The 19,231-nt window shown below is 53.6% G+C and carries 18 protein-coding genes and 1 CRISPR repeat array; of the genes, 12 read left to right on the forward strand and 6 right to left on the reverse strand.

The genetic code is table 11. The features are described 5' to 3' along the window. Positions 1-8: 8 nt before the first annotated feature. Both GAH_RS02040 and GAH_RS02045 read right to left on the reverse strand, forming a co-directional pair. Entirely contained in the window at positions 9-191 is a 183-nt protein-coding gene (locus GAH_RS02040; RefSeq protein ID WP_048094457.1) for a hypothetical protein, read from the reverse strand. Between the two features lie 13 nt (positions 192-204). Then, positions 205-834 carry a LolA family protein gene (locus GAH_RS02045; protein ID WP_156967360.1) on the reverse strand — a complete coding sequence of 210 codons (630 nt, stop codon included), beginning with the start codon at positions 832-834 and terminating at the stop codon, positions 205-207. A 111-nt stretch (positions 835-945) separates the two neighbouring features. Here GAH_RS02045 and GAH_RS02050 point away from each other — a divergent pair, with 111 nt between their 5' ends. From GAH_RS02050 to GAH_RS02070, 5 genes are all read left to right on the forward strand, one after another. Then, on the forward strand, positions 946-1,614 hold the full coding sequence (locus GAH_RS02050; RefSeq protein ID WP_048094459.1) for a DUF4350 domain-containing protein: 669 nt from the start codon (positions 946-948) through the stop codon (positions 1,612-1,614). A 27-nt stretch (positions 1,615-1,641) separates the two neighbouring features. Beyond that, entirely contained in the window at positions 1,642-3,453 is a 1,812-nt protein-coding gene (locus GAH_RS02055; protein WP_048094460.1) for an aldehyde ferredoxin oxidoreductase N-terminal domain-containing protein, read from the forward strand. A 69-nt stretch (positions 3,454-3,522) separates the two neighbouring features. Continuing rightward, positions 3,523-5,385, forward strand: coding sequence for a DNA topoisomerase (ATP-hydrolyzing) subunit B (gyrB, locus tag GAH_RS02060; protein WP_048094461.1), 1,863 nt, complete (start codon positions 3,523-3,525; stop codon positions 5,383-5,385). A gap of 2 nt (positions 5,386-5,387) precedes the next feature. Then, on the forward strand, positions 5,388-6,248 hold the full coding sequence (locus tag GAH_RS02065; RefSeq protein WP_048096670.1) for a damage-control phosphatase: 861 nt from the start codon (positions 5,388-5,390) through the stop codon (positions 6,246-6,248). After that, on the forward strand, positions 6,245-6,730 hold the full coding sequence (locus GAH_RS02070) for a cysteine-rich small domain-containing protein (protein ID WP_048094462.1): 486 nt from the start codon (positions 6,245-6,247) through the stop codon (positions 6,728-6,730). The genes GAH_RS02065 and GAH_RS02070 overlap by 4 nt, the downstream gene beginning before the upstream one ends. Here GAH_RS02070 and GAH_RS02075 read toward each other — a convergent pair. Beyond that, complete coding sequence (locus tag GAH_RS02075) at positions 6,727-7,797, reverse strand: sn-glycerol-1-phosphate dehydrogenase (RefSeq protein ID WP_394298885.1); 1,071 nt, start codon at positions 7,795-7,797, stop codon at positions 6,727-6,729. The two genes, GAH_RS02070 and GAH_RS02075, sit on opposite strands and share 4 nt — an antisense overlap. Positions 7,798-7,893: 96 nt before the next feature. Continuing rightward, positions 7,894-8,322 (reverse strand): thioredoxin family protein, encoded by a 429-nt coding sequence (locus GAH_RS10270; protein WP_169745333.1) that lies wholly within the window; start codon positions 8,320-8,322, stop codon positions 7,894-7,896. A 78-nt stretch (positions 8,323-8,400) separates the two neighbouring features. Between GAH_RS10270 and GAH_RS02085 the strand changes: the two genes are divergently transcribed. Genes GAH_RS02085 through GAH_RS02095 form a run of 3 tightly spaced genes read left to right on the forward strand, consistent with a single transcriptional unit; the run spans position 8,401 to position 13,260 of the window. Next, complete coding sequence (locus GAH_RS02085) at positions 8,401-10,488, forward strand: ATP-dependent DNA helicase (RefSeq protein WP_048094463.1); 2,088 nt, start codon at positions 8,401-8,403, stop codon at positions 10,486-10,488. Positions 10,489-10,540: 52 nt separating this feature from the next. Continuing rightward, on the forward strand, positions 10,541-12,010 hold the full coding sequence (locus GAH_RS02090; protein WP_048094464.1) for an AMP-binding protein: 1,470 nt from the start codon (positions 10,541-10,543) through the stop codon (positions 12,008-12,010). Positions 12,011-12,012: 2 nt separating this feature from the next. After that, entirely contained in the window at positions 12,013-13,260 is a 1,248-nt protein-coding gene (locus tag GAH_RS02095; protein ID WP_048094465.1) for an acyl-CoA dehydrogenase family protein, read from the forward strand. 5 nt (positions 13,261-13,265) lie between these two features. Here GAH_RS02095 and GAH_RS02100 read toward each other — a convergent pair whose 3' ends face one another. Together GAH_RS02100 and GAH_RS02105 are read right to left on the reverse strand one after the other, a co-directional pair. Beyond that, positions 13,266-14,435: an MFS transporter gene (locus tag GAH_RS02100; RefSeq protein ID WP_048094466.1), complete on the reverse strand. Its 1,170-nt coding sequence runs from the start codon at positions 14,433-14,435 to the stop codon at positions 13,266-13,268. Then, positions 14,423-15,784 carry a pyridoxal phosphate-dependent decarboxylase family protein gene (locus GAH_RS02105; RefSeq protein ID WP_048094467.1) on the reverse strand — a complete coding sequence of 454 codons (1,362 nt, stop codon included), beginning with the start codon at positions 15,782-15,784 and terminating at the stop codon, positions 14,423-14,425. Before GAH_RS02105 ends, GAH_RS02100 begins: the two co-directional genes overlap by 13 nt. A 207-nt stretch (positions 15,785-15,991) precedes the next feature. Here GAH_RS02105 and GAH_RS02110 point away from each other — a divergent pair, with 207 nt between their 5' ends. From GAH_RS02110 to cas1b, 4 genes are all read left to right on the forward strand, one after another. Beyond that, positions 15,992-16,201, forward strand: coding sequence for an antitoxin VapB family protein (locus GAH_RS02110; RefSeq protein ID WP_048094468.1), 210 nt, complete (start codon positions 15,992-15,994; stop codon positions 16,199-16,201). Further along, positions 16,198-16,584 (forward strand): type II toxin-antitoxin system VapC family toxin, encoded by a 387-nt coding sequence (locus GAH_RS02115; RefSeq protein WP_048094469.1) that lies wholly within the window; start codon positions 16,198-16,200, stop codon positions 16,582-16,584. The genes GAH_RS02110 and GAH_RS02115 overlap by 4 nt, the downstream gene beginning before the upstream one ends. 70 nt (positions 16,585-16,654) lie before the next feature. Next, a CRISPR array of direct repeats spans positions 16,655-17,355; the repeat unit is 30 nt; unit sequence CTTTCAATCCTATCTTAGTCTGATTTTAAC. 399 nt (positions 17,356-17,754) lie between these two features. Further along, a complete protein-coding gene (cas4, locus tag GAH_RS02120; RefSeq protein ID WP_048094470.1) occupies positions 17,755-18,252 on the forward strand; it encodes a CRISPR-associated protein Cas4 in 498 nt (165 codons plus the stop codon). 9 nt (positions 18,253-18,261) lie between these two features. Then, entirely contained in the window at positions 18,262-19,230 is a 969-nt protein-coding gene (cas1b, locus tag GAH_RS02125) for a type I-B CRISPR-associated endonuclease Cas1b (RefSeq protein WP_048094471.1), read from the forward strand. Position 19,231: the final 1 nt, after the last annotated feature.

Consider the following 19,231-nt stretch of genomic DNA (forward strand, 5'->3'; position numbering starts at 1 on the left):
CTTTCACCTCAATCGCACACGAAACCCATAACCTCGACCACTTCCTTATCCGCAGCTTCCTCAGGCCTGATGGCCGAGTTATCATAGAGAAGAACCATTCCGCTTTCATAAAGCTTACTGGCGTATTCAACCGCCCTCTCAGCATCAACCTCAACCTCTTTCCCATCCTCCACGAACCTGAAAATCACCATAACGAAACTGGTCTCAGGAGAGATATATCGCTTTCCTTGCATCGCCGCACGGCATGAAGAGGGATGGGCTGAGATCGGGATTGAACTCAACCTCAAGCACCTCGACCGTCTGTTTGGCCGTGACGTTGCCCTCAGGAGTTTCAAGCACCGCCCCCACCTCAGCCCTCACGATGTACCACTCATTCCTGTCCACCCAGACCCTCTCAACCCATTCGGCAGTATTTTCTTTTTCAAACTCGATCACAACACAGTTTCTGCCGAGCACGGTCTCGTACCCAGACACCCTGCCCTCCTGCCGCTTCATCAGCTCGAGGTAGTGGGTGAAGAAGTCCACCGCCTCATCTTCACCCCTGTTTGAGTGAAAAACGTGCCTGTCGTCGCACATCCACCTCTCGGAGCCGTTTACGACAATAACGGACGAGTTCTGCTCCAGCCTCATCCTGTCCGGCTTCACGAAGTACATCCTGAACTCGAAGCTGCCGCTCTCATTCCCCACGCTCCAGTTAATCCTCCCCACGATCCTGTAAGAATTAACGGACTCGAGCCTCTTCTCCACGTTCTCGATAATCGCTCTCTCATCCTCCTGAGCGCACATGAGGAGGAGCAGGGAGGTGACGAGCAGGATGGGCAAAGTTTTTCGCATACATAAGTCATGGATTGAAAGATAAAAATCTTTTCGCCTTAGCTTAGGTTAGGTTTCTTAACCATAGCTTACGAGAAAAAAACTTAAATTCACAGAATTCAAACCGAAGCCATGGGTTCAAGAACGCTCGCTTTCGTGATCCTGATCGCTCTCACAATCCCCGCCCTGCTCTCGTCCGGATGCGCGGACAAACAGGAGGCCAAGGTTGTTTTCGACACGCAGCACAGACCAATATTCTCGAGCTTCGAGAAGATGAAGGGCGTGTTCACAGAAAAGGGGCTGGAGGTTGTTGAAGGAGGTATTGACGATCTCGGAGATGCGAGGGCATACATCCTCACAGGGCCGGCGCACAGGGTTTACGAGAGGGAGATTGTGGACTTTGTGAAGGGTGGCGGGGTGCTGGTGATCATGATCCACATCCCTCCCACCAACCTGATGCCGCTGCTTAAGGCGTTCGGCATGAGCGCTGACACGAGCCCGATAGAGCACAACGTCGTTAAGGCCATCCCTTCTGTTGAAACCGAGCTATCCAGAGATGTGGAGAGCATAGTTCTTTACGGGGCGTTCAGAGTTAGCAATCCAGTTTTCGTTGAGGATAAGAGCGTCATCAGGCTCTCGGGCGAAGAGAAGGGAGTGGTGGGGATGAAGAGGTTTGGAGAAGGCTACGTGATACTCATAGGCGATGACGCTGCTTTCATGGACACATACATAGACAGCGCAGACAACCTGAAATTCGTTGAGAACCTCGCCGAGTTCATACTGAAGAATGGCAAAGGTTAAATTTTCCCGCTTTTCAAATTTTAAATTATGAGCTTTACTGGCAGGATGCTCGAAATAGATCTCGCTGAAAGGAGACATGAGGTTCACGAAATCGAACCGGAGAGATACGAGAGGTGGCTCGGAACCATAGGAATCGCATACGAAATCGCAGACTCCCTCTCGGGAGATTTCGACCCGCTAAGCGAGGACAACTTCATAGTTTTCTCGGCAGGAATTCTCGCCAACACGCCCGTTCCGGGTGCGACGAAGGTTGTTGCGGTCACGAAGAATCCACTGAACCGCACGTATGGCCCTTCCGTCGGGGGAGGGGCGTTCGCGAGGGACATGAAGAGGGCAGGGTTCGACTTCATCGTGATAAGGGGCAGAGCGGATAAGCCTGTGTGGATAGACGTTTTCGACGGAGAGGTGGAGATCAGAGATGCCGGCTTCTGGGGGAAGGATGCGCTTGAGAGCTACGAGCTGCTGAAGGAGAAGGGAAGGAGCGTTCTCACAATAGGGCAGGCTGGAGAGAACCTCGTCAGATACGCTCTCGCGCTGATAGACGGCATACACCACCTCGGCAAAGCTGGACTCGGGGCTGTGATGGGCAGCAAGAACCTGAAGGCGATAAGGGTTGGAGGGACCGGAAAAGCAGAGATAGCGAACGAAGATGGCTTCAGAGAGGCCGTGAAGGAGTTCAGGGAGAGCGTGATGAGGGACAAGGTGACCAAGATCTACGCGGAGATGGGTATAATGGCCGCGTGGGACAGCTGGGCGAAGCACGGGTATCTGGCAAGGAGGATGAAGAGCGAGGCCGTTGACGAGGGCACAGCGAAGGAGTTTGGAGTGGAGAAGTATTTGAAGGAGATTAAGCTCAGGAGCACCGGCTGCCATGGCTGTCCGTCACCATGCAAGGCGATTCTGAAGGCCGAGGTGGATGGAAGAGAGGTGGTCACCCCCGCATCCCTCTACCTCGGCGTTGCCTACGAGTTCGGAGTCAAGTGCGGGGTTGAGAGCGCGGAGAAGGCTGTTCTCTGCCACGATGTCGCCAACAGGCTGGGAATAGATGCGATGATGTTCGCGGAGCTCTTCGACATCCTCGCCACCCTGAAGGAGGAGGGCAAAGCTGACGTGGACATCGAAAGGAGCGCAAAATCCGTTATCGAGCTCATGGAGAAGACTACTAAGCAGGAGGGCATTGGAGAGCTGCTCGCCAAGGGGATTGACGGTCTGAAGGAGAGGTACGAGTTCGAGGACTACTTCATAAAGAAGATGGAGCCCCTGTTCGACCCGAGGGTGGCTTCCGGGAGCGAGGCATTCGGCCTTCTGACCAACCCGCGAGGGGCTCAGGAGGGGCCTGTCACCATCACCGTGCTCCCGGGGAGAAGGAAGGAGAGCATCGAGAGGTACATGAGGAGCATAGGCGCGAGCGAGGAGCTGATAGCCGAGACGTTCAGAGACGGCTTCAACCCTGCCCTCTTCACGCTCGCTGCTGAGAACTGGCTCTGGGCCCTGAACGGCCTTGCCCTTTGCAGGAGGGAGAGCATAGCGAGGAGCCTGAACGTGGACATGCTCTCCAAACTCTTCTCCAATGCCACCGGAATAGAGGCGAGCGGGCAGGAGATAGTCGAGGCGGGAGGGAGGGCCTTCACCCTCGCAAGGAAGCTCAACTGCTCGGAGGGCTACAGCTTTGAAGACGACTTGCCCCCCAAAAAGTTCTTCGAGCCGCTCAGAACGTGGGAGGGCGAAAAGGTGTGGAGAGACTACCTCACGGGCAGGGTTTACAGCTACGAGGACGTCGTGGAGATGCTCAGGCAGTACTACAGGATGAGGGGATGGGGAGAGGGAGGCTGCCCTTAGCTCAAGTAAGTTTTTAAAGCCTTCCGCCCTATTTTCTCCATCATGCTTCTCTCAACCTGAGGTGACGGTATGGAGTACTCAGCGGAGCATATAGAGGTTCTTAGCGATCTCGAGGCTGTGAGAAAGAGGCCCGGAATGTACATTGGCGGAATAGGTATCCGCGGGCTTCACCACCTTCTCTGGGAGGTCGTGGACAACGCGATAGATGAGGCCCTCGCAGGATACTGCGACAGGATAAAGGTCGTGCTCCACGAAGATGGGAGTGCGAGTGTTGAGGACAACGGGAGAGGGATACCAACAGAAAGGCACCGCCTCGGCAAGTCGGCGCTCGAGATAGTGATGACGAAGCTCCACGCAGGAGGAAAGTTCAGCAAGAAGGCCTACAAGGTGTCAGGAGGTCTGCACGGGGTGGGAATCTCGGTCGTCAACGCTCTCTCGGAGTGGCTTGAAGTGTATGTGAAGAGGAACGGAAAGGTGTACTACCAGAGGTACGAGAGGGGAAAGCCTGTAACGGAGCTGAAAGTCGTTGGAGAGACGAATGAGACCGGGACGCTCGTCAGATTCAAGCCTGACGAGGAGATATTCGAGACCACAGAGTTCAGGTACGACATAGTCGCCCACAGGCTCAAGGAGCTGGCGTTCCTTACAAAGGGTGTCAGGATAGAACTCATTGACGAGAGGAAGAACAAGAGGGAGGTCTTCTACTCCGAGAACGGCATTCTGGACTACATAAAGCTCCTGAACAAGGGAAAGACCAAGCTGCACGAGCCGATTTACATCCACGAGAAGGTGAACGACGTTGAGATTGAGATCGCCCTGCAGTTCACCGACACCGACCACGAGGTTGTTTTGGGGTATGCCAACAACATACACAACGACGAGGGCGGGACGCACGTTGTCGGGTTCAGGGCAGGGCTGACGAGGGCCATAAACGAGTATGGAAGGAAGCACATCAAGAAGTATACGCCAATAACAGGTTTGGACGTCAGAGAGGGGCTCACGGCCATAATCTCGGTCAAGGTTCCAGAGCCACAGTTCGAGGGGCAGACCAAAACCAAGCTGAGCAACAGTGAGGTCAAAACCGCAGTCGAGAGTGTTGTCTACAGGAGGGTTCTGGAGTGGATGGAGGAGAACCCCGATTCAGCCTCAAAGATCATCGAGAAGTGCCAGACTACGAGGAGGGCGAGGGAGGCTGCAAAGAGGGCGAGGGAGCTCGTGAAGAAGAAGAGCGAGGTCGCAACTCTCCCCGGAAAGCTGGCGGACTGCTCCTCCAGAAATCCTGCTGAGAGGGAGCTGTTCATCGTTGAGGGAGAATCCGCTGGCGGCTCAGCGAAGCAGGCGAGGGACAGGAGGTTTCAGGCCATACTCCCCATCAGGGGGAAGATAATCAACGTTGAGAAGGCCGGGCTGATGAAGGTTCTCAAGAATGAGGAGGTCAAGGCCATAATCTCGGCCATAGGTGCTGGCATGGGCAAGGACTTCGACATCAACAGGATAAGGTACGGGAAGGTCATCATCATGACCGACGCGGACGTGGATGGCGCCCACATAAGAACCCTACTCCTGACGTTCTTCTACCGCTACATGAAGCCACTGATCGAGTACGGGCACCTCTACATAGCCCAGCCACCCCTCTACAGGGTGAAGAAAGGGAAGAAGACGTACTACGTCTACTCCGACAGCGAGCTTGAGGATCTGCTGAAGAGGATTGGCGATGCCGAGGTGCAGAGGTACAAGGGTCTGGGAGAGATGAACCCGGAGCAGCTGTGGGAGACGACCATGAACCCCCAGAACAGGATCCTCATCAAGGTTACGATCGAGGACGCCTCGATGGCCGAGGAGCTGATAACCGTCCTCATGGGGGAGGACGTGGAGGACAGGAGGAAGTTCATAATCGAGCACTCCAAGGAAGTGAGGAATCTGGACGTGTGACCATGAGGATGTCAGCAAAGTGTCCGGCGTGCCTCCTCAACAGGATATACCAGGAGTGCAGGATGGTCAGCGATGATGAGGAGAAGATAGGCAGGATAATCGAGAGGGCCATGGAGATGATCCTCGAGGAGTTCAGGAGGAGAGAGGTGAACGCCATCGCCTCTACAAGAGTTCACAGGATGGTCTACAGGATGCTGGACAATGACGACCCGTACAGGGAGCTGAAGAGGAGAGCGAATGAGGAGACTGCGAGAATCCTGCCCCTCGCGAGGAGGTACGTGGAGAGGGGGGACAGGTTCAGAAACGCTGTGGTGGCAAGCATTATAGGCAACAGCTTCGACTACGGGGTTCTCGGGCACGAGGTGAACGACAGCAACTTCAGGGAGTACTTCGAGAGGGAGTTCAGGAGGGGGCTTGCGATTGATGATGTCGACGAGATAAGGCACCTCTGCAGGGGGAGGGTTGTGTACCTCGCTGACAACGCCGGAGAGATCGTCCTCGACAGGCTGCTGGTGGAGGAGATAAAGAGGCTGGAAGGCAGGGTGAGCTTTGTCGTGAGAGGCAGGCCTGTTCTGAGCGATGCGACTATCGAGGACGCGAGGTTTGCCGGGATAGATGAGGTGGCAGACGAGATCCTGACCAATGGGCAGGGGGCGATTGGGATAATCGAGGAGGAGCTTCCAGAAGATACGAGGGAGAGGATGGAGAGCGCCGACATCATAATCTCGAAGGGCATGGCGAACTACGAGTGCCTCTCGGAGGGCAGCTTTGACAGCATAGCCTTCCTGCTCAAGGCCAAGTGCGAGCCGGTGGCGAGGGATGTGGGTGTCAGGGTTGGAGACATGGTGGCGATGCTGAGATGAGCCTGAGGGAGAGAACACTCCAAGAGCTGTTCCAGACGCTCACTGGCATTGAAAAGGGGGACTGCGAGTACTACCCGTGCCACTTTGAGGGACAGGACTGCTCCTTCTGCTTCTGCCCGTTCTACCCCTGCCTGATTCACGAAACTGGTGGAATGCTGAAGGACGATAGAGTCTGGAGCTGCCTGAGGTGCGAGTTCATCCACAAAAAGGAGAACGCCGAGGAGCTGAAGGGTATCCTGTCAAGCTACCCGTTTCAGGTTCTTGCAGAAGGAGACTGGAGGTTCTACAACGAGATACTGCAGGAGTTCCTTTTCGGGGATGTTAGAGGAAGGGAAATCGGGGAGAGCTACACCATCTACAGAAGTGACGACGGTGAGGAGTGCTACCTCGTGGTTCTGGACGGCTTCGAGATAAAGCAGGTTGAAAGGGGAAGGTGCGGGGAGCTTAGGGGAAAGAGAGGAGTCCTGCTTCCCGTTCGCTAAGCCACTCCAGTTTTCTCGAGGACGAGCTCGAACTCCTCCTTGGACGGATCAACGTCCTCGAGTATCGTGTACCTCTTCCTCCTTATCTTCTTGGCGAACATCAGCGCCTCAAGAACCTGCTCCCTCGTAAGGCCAATCTCCTTCGCCGTCGTTGGGGCCTGAACCTTCTCGAGTGACTGCTTTATCCTCTCCCAGTCCCCGATTCCGTAGTGCTTTTGGTGGAGGTACTCCATTATTATCGCTCCAATCCCGACCTGCTCCCCGTGAAGCCCATTTCCGTGGCCGAGGTAGTCAAGGGCGTGGCTGAACTTGTGCTCGGCCCCGCTTGCAGGCCTGCTCGAACCAACGAGGCTTATGGACACTCCGCTCAGGATGAGGCCCCTGATGAGCATCTCCAGGTGCTTGATGTTTCCTATGTCGAGGTTGGCTGTTGTGAGCATTAGGTTTGCTGGCATCACAGCCATTGATGCCGCTACCTCGTTGTACTCCTCGTCGACCTTCTCCTTCGCCAGTATCCAGTCCTTCACGGCGGTGATGTTGGATATCAGATCGCCGTAGCCCGACCTGAGGTACCTGACGGGACTCTTCCTGAGAATCGTCAGGTCTGCGAGGACTGCTGTCGGGGGGTTGGTGGAGATGGAGATGGGCCTGTTCTCCTCCTTGAAGCTCGCCACTGGGGAGGCTATGCCGTCGTGTGATGCCACAGTTGGGATGCTGATGTACGCCACGTTCAGCTCGGATGCGAGAACCTTGCCAACATCGAGGACCTTCCCACCGCCAATGCCTATCACCGAGTCCACATCCGTGTAACCCAAGTTGAACTCGATCCTCCTTACCTCCTCCATCCTCGCCTTCTCGACATAGAAAACATCCACAACATAGTCCGAGATTTTCTCGTGAATCTTCTGTCCCACCATCTCGTAGCTCGTCCTTCCGGAAATCAGAATGACGCTTGACAGGTCAAACTCCATTATCACCTTCTCAACGTTCTTTCTCGCATTTTCGCTAATCTCAACAAGGCTTGGCAACTCTGCGAGCTTGAGATATTTCCTCCTGTACCTTCTCAACACTCCCACCTCCAGAAGTGAGAAAGGGAACCGCAGTGAGAATACGGTTAACGTAAAAAATTCGGTGCGGCTCAATAAAAAGTTTTGGGGGAATTGCTAAACACCGATTCTCCTAAGAAAGTCCTGCTTCGGCATGTATCCAACCCACCCGTCAACGGGCTTTCCTGAAGGTGAGTAGATTATGAACGCTGGCGTGGCGAAGTCCCCTCCAAAAAGCGCGGCTATCTGCATAACAGCCTCCCTGTCCTTCGTGGTGTCAACGTAGGCGGGGACGTATTTGGTCTCGAGTCTCTCCATCACCTCCGGGTCGCTGAACACGTCGCTCTTCATCCTCTCACACCAGACGCAGGTTGGAGAAGCCACGAAGACCAGAACGCTCTTGTTCTCCTTCTTCGCGACCTCAAAAGCCTTGTCGAATGAGTACCACCTGCTCTCATCAAAGCCACCTGAGTTGGGGAGGAGACCGTAGAGAATGAGCACAACTCCGGCCGCAATTATAGCGCCGTAGATGAGCCTGTTGTCCATGAGCCTGAATGATTTAACCAGCATAAAGCTTTTTTGCGTTTTGGAGAACACCTGAAAAAGCACAGAAGGTAGTGAGAGATGCAGGTGGACGAGCTTAAGGAGCACATTTCCAGCTATGCCGTGGAGCTTCTGAAGGAAAGGGGAATCTCGAAGCTGTATCCCCCTCAGGAGGAGGCAGTCAGGAGGGGGCTTTTCTCGGGCAGGAACATGGTGATCGCCATACCTACTGCGAGCGGGAAAACCCTCATCGCCGAGCTTGCCATGATCCACGAGGTGATCAGGGGCGGGAAGTGCCTGTACACCGTCCCTCTCAAGGCCCTTGCAAGCGAGAAGTACAGGGAGTTCAGGAAGTGGAGCGACATAGGCGTTGAGGTTGGGATATCAACGGGAGACTACGACAGCAGGGACGAGTGGTTGGGCAATGCTGACATAATCGTCACAACCAGCGAGAAGGCAGACTCGCTTGTGAGGAATCAGGCCGGGTGGATAAGGAACATAAGCATGCTCGTGATAGACGAAGCCCATTTAATAGACTCGGCCAAGAGGGGTGCGGTCATAGAGGTTCTCGTGGCCAAGCTAAGAAAAATCAACCCCTCCCTCAGGATCCTCGCCCTCTCGGCAACCATCCCCAACGCGGACGAGATCGCGGAGTGGTTGAACGCGGAGCTTGTTGAGAGTGAGTGGAGACCCATACCGCTCTATGAGGGGGTTTTCTACCCGGGAAAGATCCTGAAGCTGAATGAGGGAGGTGTGATCGAAGTCAAGGCTGGCAGAAACGTGGAGAGCGTTGTGAAGGAGACGCTCGAGGAGGGGGGACAGGTTCTCATCTTTGAGTCCACGAGGAGGAATGCTGAGTCGCTTGCCGAAAAGCTCTCTTCGGTCGTCAGGGATTACGCCGAAGATTGCTCGGACCTCGCAGAGGAGGTGCTGATCGAGAACGAGGGGGAGATGAGCCAGAGGCTCGCGAGGTGTGTGAGGTACGGCTCGGCCTTCCACCACGCGGGGCTGCTGAACTACCAGAGGGAGCTGATCGAGAGGGCGTTCAGGGAGAGGAGGGTGAAGGTGATATGCGCCACCCCGACTCTTGCTGCAGGAGTGAACCTGCCGGCGAGGAGGGTGATAGTCAAGGGTATTCGCAGGTATGAGTCTGGAATGGGCAGCGTGTTCATAAAGGTGAGCGAGTACAAGCAGATGGCCGGCAGAGCTGGAAGACCGGGCCTCGACAGCTACGGGGAGGCACTGATAGTCGCCAAAACGAGGAACGAGGCAGTTGAGATGATGGAGAGGTTCGTTCTTGGAGAGCCGGAGAAGGTCACGTCCAAGCTCGGCAGCGAGAACCACCTCAGGTTCCACACCCTCTCTGTGATAGCAGAGGGGATAGCCAACACGCTCGAGGGGATTGAGGACTTCTTCTCCTCAACCTTCTTCGCCTACCAGAACGAGTTCACGATGAGATGGGAGATCCAGAGGATCGTCCTGCAGCTGGAGAAGTGGGGGTTCGTGAGGTCAGACGGCACGATCGTGGCGACCGAAATTGGTGACCTGATCTCAAGGCTGTACATTGACCCGCTCACCGGGTACATATTCAAGGAGGCCGCGAGGAGGTTTGACAACCTGACTGAAATGGCCCTGCTGCACCTGATCTGCAGAACTCCAGACATGGAGCTCCTCTACCTCAGAAAGAGCGACGAGTGGGTGGAGGAGGAAGCCTACGCGTTCAGGGACGAGCTCACATACTTCCCCTCCTACTACTCCTCCGAGTACGACTGGTTCCTGAGGGAGTTCAAGACCGCCCTGTGCCTCCACGACTGGGTGAACGAGAGGGATGAGGACGTGATATGCTCAAAGTACGGCATCGCGCCCGGAGATCTGAGGAGGGTTGTTGAGACCGCAGAATGGCTGTTCCACGCGCTCGAAAGAATTATGGAGCACCACGGAAACGGGCTCTCTGTGGAGGTCGGGAGACTCGGAGAGAGGATAAGGCACGGAGTGAGGGAGGAGCTCGTCGAGCTCGTGAAGCTCAAGTGGATAGGAAGGAAGAGGGCGAGGAAGCTGTACAACGCCGGGATAAAGAGCCTGGACGATCTGGTGGAGAAGAGGAGTGTGGCGGAGAGGCTGATAGGGAAGAGGATAGTGGAGAGAGTTCTCGCGGAGCACCGCAGGTGAGGAAATCTGTCATTATAGTAAATTATAAATAGGTTGGAAATCGCCTGAATACATGAGAACCTTCGGATACATTGTGGAGAGAGCCTCGAAGCTCTATCCAAGCGCTGAGATTGTCGGTCCTGAGAGGAGGACCAATTACCGGGACTTTTTTGAGGATGTGAAGAGGACGGTAGGGTGGCTTAAGGACGAGCTTGGGCTGAAGAAGGGCGAGGTTGTTGCAGTCGCGGACTGGAACACTCTGCGCTTCATGGAGCTCGTCTACGCGATTCCCATGGCCGGAGGGATAATCTACCCGGTGAACATAAGGCTGCCCCCTGAGCAGATATTCTACACACTCGAGAAGGCCGATGTCAGGTATCTGATATACTCCGACGACTTCTCCGCCCTCGCAGGGAAGTTCGATGGTGTGAAGATGAGCATTGATGAGGTTGGAAAGGGAGAGGAGGCTGAAGAGGAAGTCAACGAGGACGATGACGCGGTGATAATGTTCACCAGCGGAACCACCGGGCTGCCAAAGGCGGTCAAGTACACCCACGGTAAGTTCATAGACGGTGCCTTAAGCATAGCACATCAGCTTGCAATGCACGAGACCCCGGCGAAGCTTGAGAGGAGTGACGTGATGTTTCCGCAGATACCGATGTACCACATAGTCTCGTGGGGTTCGGTTCTCATAGCACCCTACCTCGGCCTCAAGCTCGTTCTCGGCGGGAGGTTCGAGCCTGCCGAAGCTGTCAGAAAGATCAAAGAGGAGGGGGCCACGTGGATAAACGCCGTGCCGACCATGATCCACATGCTCATCGAATCTGACGAGAACTTTGGAGGCGTGAAGGTGCTTGTTGGTGGCAGCGCGGTTACTCGGAGGCTTGCTGACAAGATGAGGGAGAGGGGGATTCGATTCACCACGATATACGGTGCCACTGACATGCTCGCCGCCTCGATAGCCGTGTTCACGGAGTACACAACAAGCGAGGAGATGATAAGGGAGATAACCCACCCGGTACCCTTCGCGAGGTTCCGGATAAGGAGGTTCGAGAGCTCTGAGATAGGCGAGATACTGTTCAAGGCACCATGGCTCCCGATGGGATACTACAAGGATGAGGAGAAGACGAGGCAAAGCTACACCGAGGACGGGTGGTTCATCACGGGCGACATAGGAGTGGAGATGCCGGACGGGGGAATCAAGATACTTGACAGGTTCAAGGATGCCATAAAGAGCGGTGGGGAGTGGATTCCGACAAGCATCCTCGAGAGCGTGATTTCCGAGGTGCAGTGGGTTGAGTTCGTGGCGGTGATAGGCAGGAAGAACGAGAAGTGGGATGAGAGGCCAGTTGCGGTGATAAAGCCGTTTGATGCCCAGAGAGCGAGCAAGGAGGAGGTGCTCGAGCACCTGAGGAAAGCTGCTGAGGAGGGCAGGATTGCCAAGTGGTGGATTCCGGACGACATCGTGTTTGTTGAGGATATGCCGTTAACGAGCACGGGAAAAATAAGTAAACTCGAACTCAAGAATAAACTGGGGTGGTAAAGTTGCTGGAGAACAACTTTCTGCTGGATGATGGGATAGCCGAACTCAGGGAGGAGGTAAAGAGGTTCGTCAACTCCGTGGATCCGGAGCTTCTGAGGAAGATGGACAGAGATGAGATCGATTACCCCTTCGAGTTTGTCAGAGAGGCGGGCAAGAGGGGACTTCTCGGGCTGAGGTTCCCGGAGGAGTATGGAGGAAGAGGCTTGACGTGGCTTGCCGAGAGCGTTGCCGTTGAAGAGGTTGGCGTGCTGGGAAACGGGCTTGCGTGCTCTTACTCCATGGTGAGCATTGTCGGCGAGGCGATATACCGCTTCGGCCAGGAGTGGCAGAAGGAGGAGTTCCTAAAGCCGATAATTAAGGGCAAGAAGATATCCGCTGAGGGCCTCACGGAGCCGAGGGGAGGAAGCGACTTCTTCGGCACGACGACGAGGGCGGAGAAGAAGGGGAACAAGTGGATACTGAACGGCGTGAAGAGGTTCATAGCCGGAGGAAAGGTCGCCGACTTTTACCTCATCTACGCGAGGACTGATCCAAACGCCCCAGGACACAAGGCCCTGACAGCATTTCTGGTTGAGGGGGACATGGGAGTCGAGATCGAGGATCTGCACAACCTCATGGGGTTCAGGGGCATGGGGACAGCAAGAATAGCCTTCAACAACCTCGAGGTGCCGGATGAGTACAGGATCGGAGAGGTGAATGGAGCCAGAAAGATATTCAACAGGATGATGATTCCGGAGAGGCTCACCTCAGCCGCAGGTGCGGTGGGGCTTGCGAGGGCCGCAATAGAGGTGGCGATGAGGTACTCGGCCAAGAGGAAGGCGTTTGGCAGGATGATAAGGGAGTTTCAGGGCGTGAGCTTCAGGGTAGCCGAGAGTGTGGCGAAGCTTGACGCTGCGAGGGCGCTGGTTTACACGGCCGCGAGGGCTGTTGACGAATATGACGCTGGAAAAAGCCAGATGGACCCCAGAAGGCTCGTGAGCGAGGCGAAGTACCTCGCAACAGAGTTTGGATGGGAGATCGTCAATCACGCGATGCAGATTCTCGGAGGGATAGGGTACACTCAAGTCTACCCCGTGGAGAGGATGCTCAGGGACATGCGCCTCGCCCCGATATGGACGGGGAGCAACGAGATAATGAAGCTCCTCATCCAGCACGAGGCATACAAGATGCTGAACCTTCCATCAAGTGACAGAGACTACGAGAAGGATGCGATGGACTGGTACAAAGAGTTCGAAAAAGTTTATGAGTGAGGTTATCATACCTCTAAATCCCTTTTTTCAAGCTCCTCATCCTTCGGCAGCATCAGGGCGAATAGCATCGCGAGCAGAATCACTGCAGTCAGGAAGGCGAAGTAAGCCCTTGCGCTGTAGATGAACGATGTCGCGAGGAACATCAGCGCTACAGAGATAGCCCTGCTTACAAGGCCGACGAAGCCCGCCGCACTCCCGTGGACGGCCTTTTCATGGAACCTGCCTATCCAGTCCATTATTATGGGGTAGGCGGGGAGCATCAGGAAGCCAGCTATGGCGAGGAAGGCGAAGAGGAGGATTGAGCTCACAGAGAACGTCAGGATTATGAAGAGCACTGCAATAACGGGGATTATCGTTCTCATGTACCTCGTTCTCGCCTGCATCCTCGAGATCCTGTCGGGGATGAACGCCACGCCAATGAGACCCGCGATTATTGACACCGCCACGGCATCCCCAGCTATGCCCTCGAGCCCCACAGACCTGAGAGCCGGCTGAAGCCACGTTGCGAGGTTGTCGAAAGCTGCCACTCCAAGCCCGAGGAGTATGCCGATGACCCACAGATCCCTCCTCCTGAGAACGGATGCGAGGCTAGCCCTCACCTCAACCCCAGAAATCTCCGGAACCGTGGATATGCTGAAGAGCATCAGCGCGATGCCTGCGGTGGAGATCAGCGCTGCCGGAAGTGAGAGGAACGCGAGCCCCCCAGCCCTGTAAAGCTCGACTCCCGCGATCAGGGCGAATATCGTGCCGAGGTACATCGACAGGCTGAAGACTGAGACGAGCAGGGCCCTCCTGCTCTCGTCAATCCTCGTGGCGAGCGGTACGAATGCGTTCAGCAGGAAGGGCTGGCCTACGGCTCCGAAGAGCTGGCAAATCAGGAGCCAGTAGTACGAGCTCAGGTTCAGGAGCCTCCCTGCTCCTGCAAGAAAGGTAAGGGCTGCGCCGAAGATCAGCCAGAGCTTAAAGTTCCTGTCGAGCAGAATCCCGGAGGGCATTGTTAGGAGAAGGAAAAAGAGGGGATAGGTGACGGCCAAATAGCCCACGAACTCCACGGAAGTGCCGAGCTCCTCCGCGACGTGGGTCACGACCGGAGAGAACGTTACCCAGATGGCCTGAGAGGCGAAGACCGTCAGAATGAAGCCCGCGATCAGGGCGGGTTTCCTCAACTGTACCACCCTACAACAATCTGCTTCACGATCTCCTCGGCTATCTCCGCAGGTATGCCCTCGAGGAGCATGGGAACTATGCTCGAGTCAATCCTGCCCTCCTCGAAGTCCCTGAGGATTGAGGAGAGGTCTCCCCTCTGGGCGAGCTCTATCATGCTCTCGAGGCTTATCCCACTCCTCTCGCCCACACACCTCTCAGCATCCTCCAGAAACTCATCAGCAACCTGATCGTGTATGGGTGAGAGGGTCATGTGGATGTTTGGAGGGACGCCGTATTCAGCAAGCCCCTTCTGGAGGTGGAAGTGCCACCCCCTCTCCCTCATCGCCGTTACAAAGCCGAGCAGATCGACTTCCTCGCTGGACATGGTGAGAACCATGGACTCCACCGGGGCTATTGGCCTGAACCCGAGCTCCTCAAGGCCCCTCAGCATCTTCCTCCTTGCCGACAGGATCTTCTTTGCGAGCCTGACATAGCCATCCTCCCCGAGGTACTTCATCACCGCCCATGCTGCGGCAAGCGGCCCCACTGATCTCGTGGAGAGCACGGCCGTGTTCACGAATATGTACCCCGGAGACGTCACGTCCACGTACATCGAGTGCTTCTTGAGCTCCTCATTTCTAAAGAGCACCACCGAAGCTCCCTTCGGAGAGTAGCCGTACTTGTGAGCGTCCATCGATATCGAGGTTACTCCATCCACCCTGAAGTCGAATTTGGGGATGCTCTCCCCAATTTTCTCGAAGAACGGCAGTGCGAACCCGCCGAGACACGCATCAACGTGAAGCAGGGTGCCTGAGTCTGAGGCAATTTCGGCCACATCACTTACAGGATCCACCGTCCCGTAAGGCCAGTTTGGTGCGGATAGCGCTATCAGAGCCGTCTTCCCCCCAACCGCCTCCTTCAGCTCCTCCACGTCAGCCTTCCTGCTCTCATCTATGCCAATCCTCCTCACCCTCAGCCTGAGGTAGTGGGCGGCCTTGTAGAAGGAGGGGTGGATGGTCACCGGAACCACGAGCTCTGGAACCTCAGAGCTCCCATGCTCTTTCCTGAAGTGATCCCTCGCAGCCTTGACTGCGAGCATTATGCTCTCAGTCCCACCGTAGGTGTAGCTCCCGACCACACCTTCTCCAGCGTTCATCAACCCCCTGCAGAACGAGACGAGCTCCTTTTCGAAGTAAATCGCACTCCTGAAAACCGTGAAGTCCAGAATGTTCTTGTCGTAGAACCTGAGCAGCGCCTCCTTGGCAACCCTCTTGAGTTCCTCATCCCCGGTTTCGTAAACGTAAGCAAACAGCCTCCCCGTGTAGGGGTTCAAATCCTGCCTCTCAATCTCTGCAAGAAGTTCGAGAACATGTGTCATGAAAAATGCTGATAAATCCAGGATATAAGGTTTGTCCAGAAACTTGTGCATATTTGCACAAAAAAGAGGGTTACAGTAAGAGATTGTTCTGAGTCTTGCTGAGCCAGTACAATGTCCTAATCGCACCCTACTTTTAAAGTGACTATCTGTAAATCCGTAAAGGTTGAAGGCAAGTCTTAAATAAATGCATACGCCTACACAAATATTATGACAAAGGTAATTTCAATCTCAGATGATGTTTATGACATGCTCAAGTCACTGAAAAGAGACGATGAAAGTTTCAGTGAAGTTATCAGAAGGTTGATCAAAAAATCGTCCATCAGAGAGTTCTCTGGAACTCTCAGCAGAGAGACAGCTGAAACAATAATTGCATCAAGAAAGAAGCTTAACGAGGAGATCAGGAGGAGTCTCGAATGATATGCCTCGATACCAACATCCTTGTTGACATTCTCCGAGAGGATGTGAGCTCATCAGACATCGAGTCCAAAATCGAGGGAGAAGAGATCTGCATAACCTCAATATCTCTATTCGAGATCTGGCATGGGATTTTTCTCAGCGGCAAAAGAAAGAAGGAGATTAAAGTTATTGAAGCACTTGAAAAGTCTGTAGAAGTTCTGAGCTTTGACTCTAAAGCCGCAAGACTCTCTGCGGAGATTTACACTGAATCAAAGAAAAAAGGATTTGAAATCCCGCCCTTAGACGCTCTGATAGCAGGCACAGCAAAAAGACATGGTGCCAGATTGCTGACAAGAGACAAGCACTTCACAAAAATAGAGGGGCTTGAGGTTGTTATTCTCTGACAATTCCCAAATTTTAATCTGGGTGGAGTTTAACATATTGATACCCTGCTTGGAGAGTGGGCTGGAGCGTCTTTCAATCCTATCTTAGTCTGATTTTAACATGTACTCGGCTGGGGAGGATCTGCTCAACGACTCGCCTTTCAATCCTATCTTAGTCTGATTTTAACATAGCTGATGCGACATATTCGTCCCCAATCAGAGTGATCTTTCAATCCTATCTTAGTCTGATTTTAACTACGTCTTCGTTCCTGAAAACTCCCTCGACAGGGAGCTTTCAATCCTATCTTAGTCTGATTTTAACGAACGTACCCGAGAACTTCAGCAGCCTTTAAAAGATCTTTCAATCCTATCTTAGTCTGATTTTAACGCTCGAGTGTGTCAACCCTTTTCATCGCAGAGTCAAGTCTTTCAATCCTATCTTAGTCTGATTTTAACACTCCAGTTGGTGCGGTGGTCTCATCAGGAATCGTCGCTTTCAATCCTATCTTAGTCTGATTTTAACTCAGCTTGGTCACGAATTCGTCAAGGAACCTGAACTCCTTTCAATCCTATCTTAGTCTGATTTTAACTTTTCAGAGGCTAAAACTAAGCTTCAAGCCTGTATTGCTTTCAATCCTATCTTAGTCTGATTTTAACATGTTCAGCGTCTCGTGCTTCTCCAGTGGTGTGAACGGCTTTCAATCCTATCTTAGTCTGATTTTAACCGTTGACGAGGTAGCTCTGGTTCTCCTGCTTGTACTCCTTTCAATCCTATCTTAGTCTGATTTTAACTACCGCTAATATTCCTCTCGATCCCTATAAAACGCTTTCTCCCGCCTTTTTCAGTTTAAATACTGCAGCGAAAGTTGAGTGGTGTATGAAGTATATAAAGATCTGCGGAAAGCACCTTTGCGTTTATATCGTATTTCGCAAATAAATGACGCTCTATATGGCCCCAGAGAGTCTGTACAATTTTCTGAGACACTACTAAAAGCGAACTAAGAACAAACCAAAAATCCCCCAATCGAAAAATAATTAACTGCGCTGCATAAACGAGCACGACTGTAAAACGAAAAAGCAGATGGTAAAATGGACACCGAACCCTGAAAACTGCAGCATTCTCTTCCAAACCCCACAAATTGTTCTTTAACAGCAAAAATCTTTTATCTTCTCAAAAACCATTGCAGATAAATGATAGATGAAATGTACATAAGAGGAGTGCAGGTAAACTACTACTTCGTCTGCAAGACCAAGCTCTGGCTTTTCAGCCACAATGTGGGCATGGAGAACGAGAGCGATGCTGTAAAGCTGGGAAAGCTCATTCACAGGAGTGTTTTCGACAGAGATGAGAAGGAGATCAGGATCGGGCCCATTGCGATAGACGCGGTGAGGAAGGGAGATGTGGTCGAGATAAGGGAGGTGAAAAAGAGCAGAGCGTTCGAGAAGGCCAGCTACTACCAGCTCCTGTACTACCTCTACTACCTGTCCAAGCTCGGGATAAGGGCTGTTGGGAAGCTGAGCTATCCAAAGCAGAGGAAAAACGTGGAAGTTATACTCGACGAGAGTTCCGCGAGGGAGATGGAGAGCGTTCTGGATGATATCCCACGCGTTGTGAATGGGGAGATGCCAAGGCCTGTTTATAAGAAGCACTGCAGGAAGTGCGCGTATTTCGAGTTCTGCTTCACGTGAGGGGTTGGAATGAGGAGGAAGAACTTCTACATTGTCTCGGACGGCAAGCTCAAGAGGAAAGAGAACACGATATACTTCGAAAATGAGGAGGGGAGAAGGCCGATCCCCATCAGCGCGATATATGCCATCTACGCCCTTGGCTCCCTGACCGTCACGTCCAAGGCCCTCTCCTACCTCGCAAAGGAAGGAGTTTGCGTCCACTTCTTCAACAGGTATGGCTTTTACGAGGGGTCGTTTTACCCTCGGGAAAGCCTCGTTTCTGGAGAGGTCGTGGTGAGGCAGGCCGAGCATTACCTCGATCGGGACAAAAGACTCTATCTGGCCAAGGCTTTCGTTGAGGGAAGCATAATGAACATGGCGAGGGTGCTGAGAAAGAACGGCGAGGACGATACAGAAGTTATTTCAGCGCTACAGGCACTCTCCGAGGCTGAGAAGATTGACGAGGTGATGGGTGCAGAGGCCATAGCGAGGAACGCCTACTATTCAAAATTCGACACCATCCTGAAGAACATGAAGTTTGAAAGGAGGAGCAGGCAGCCTCCGGAAAATGAGGCGAACGCGATGATCAGCTTCGGCAACTCGCTGCTGTATTCTGCAGTTCTTTCGGAAATCTACCACACCCAGCTCCACCCTGCAATAAGCTTCCTGCACGAACCCCTAGAGAGAAGGTTCAGCCTCGCACTGGACATAGCGGAGCTGTTCAAGCCCGTGATAGTTGACAGGCTTGTGTTCAACCTCGTCAACAGGAAGGTGGTGACGGAAAGCGACTTCGACGATCGCTTTAACGGGGTTCTGCTCAACGAGAACGGCAGGAAGAAGTTCGTCAAGGCGTTCAACGAGAGGCTCGAAAAGACGGTAAAGCACAGAAAGCTGAAGAGGAACGTTTCCTATCAGAGACTGATAAGGCTGGAGTGCTACAAGCTCGTGAAGCACATCCTCAACGCCGAGAAATACAGGCCGTTCGTGATGTGGTGGTAGC

This window comes from Geoglobus ahangari, assembly GCF_001006045.1.
GTDB classification, from domain to species: Archaea; Halobacteriota; Archaeoglobi; order Archaeoglobales; family Archaeoglobaceae; genus Geoglobus; species Geoglobus ahangari.

Bases quoted from the DNA above. Each gene is read 5' to 3' on its own strand.
- cas4 (WP_048094470.1), top strand. From the start codon at position 17,755: ATGATAGATGAAATGTACATAAGAGGAGTGCAGGTAAACTACTACTTC.
- GAH_RS02115 (WP_048094469.1), top strand. From the start codon at position 16,198: ATGATATGCCTCGATACCAACATCCTTGTTGACATTCTCCGAGAGGAT.
- GAH_RS02110 (WP_048094468.1), top strand. From the start codon at position 15,992: ATGACAAAGGTAATTTCAATCTCAGATGATGTTTATGACATGCTCAAG.
- GAH_RS02090 (WP_048094464.1), top strand. From the start codon at position 10,541: ATGAGAACCTTCGGATACATTGTGGAGAGAGCCTCGAAGCTCTATCCA.
- GAH_RS02045 (WP_156967360.1), bottom strand. From the start codon at position 834: ATGCGAAAAACTTTGCCCATCCTGCTCGTCACCTCCCTGCTCCTCCTC.
- gyrB (WP_048094461.1), top strand. From the start codon at position 3,523: ATGGAGTACTCAGCGGAGCATATAGAGGTTCTTAGCGATCTCGAGGCT.
- GAH_RS02065 (WP_048096670.1), top strand. From the start codon at position 5,388: ATGAGGATGTCAGCAAAGTGTCCGGCGTGCCTCCTCAACAGGATATAC.
- GAH_RS02050 (WP_048094459.1), top strand. From the start codon at position 946: ATGGGTTCAAGAACGCTCGCTTTCGTGATCCTGATCGCTCTCACAATC.
- GAH_RS10270 (WP_169745333.1), bottom strand. From the start codon at position 8,322: ATGGACAACAGGCTCATCTACGGCGCTATAATTGCGGCCGGAGTTGTG.
- GAH_RS02105 (WP_048094467.1), bottom strand. From the start codon at position 15,784: ATGACACATGTTCTCGAACTTCTTGCAGAGATTGAGAGGCAGGATTTG.
- GAH_RS02040 (WP_048094457.1), bottom strand. From the start codon at position 191: ATGGTGATTTTCAGGTTCGTGGAGGATGGGAAAGAGGTTGAGGTTGAT.
- GAH_RS02055 (WP_048094460.1), top strand. From the start codon at position 1,642: ATGAGCTTTACTGGCAGGATGCTCGAAATAGATCTCGCTGAAAGGAGA.
- cas1b (WP_048094471.1), top strand. From the start codon at position 18,262: ATGAGGAGGAAGAACTTCTACATTGTCTCGGACGGCAAGCTCAAGAGG.
- GAH_RS02070 (WP_048094462.1), top strand. From the start codon at position 6,245: ATGAGCCTGAGGGAGAGAACACTCCAAGAGCTGTTCCAGACGCTCACT.
- GAH_RS02085 (WP_048094463.1), top strand. From the start codon at position 8,401: ATGCAGGTGGACGAGCTTAAGGAGCACATTTCCAGCTATGCCGTGGAG.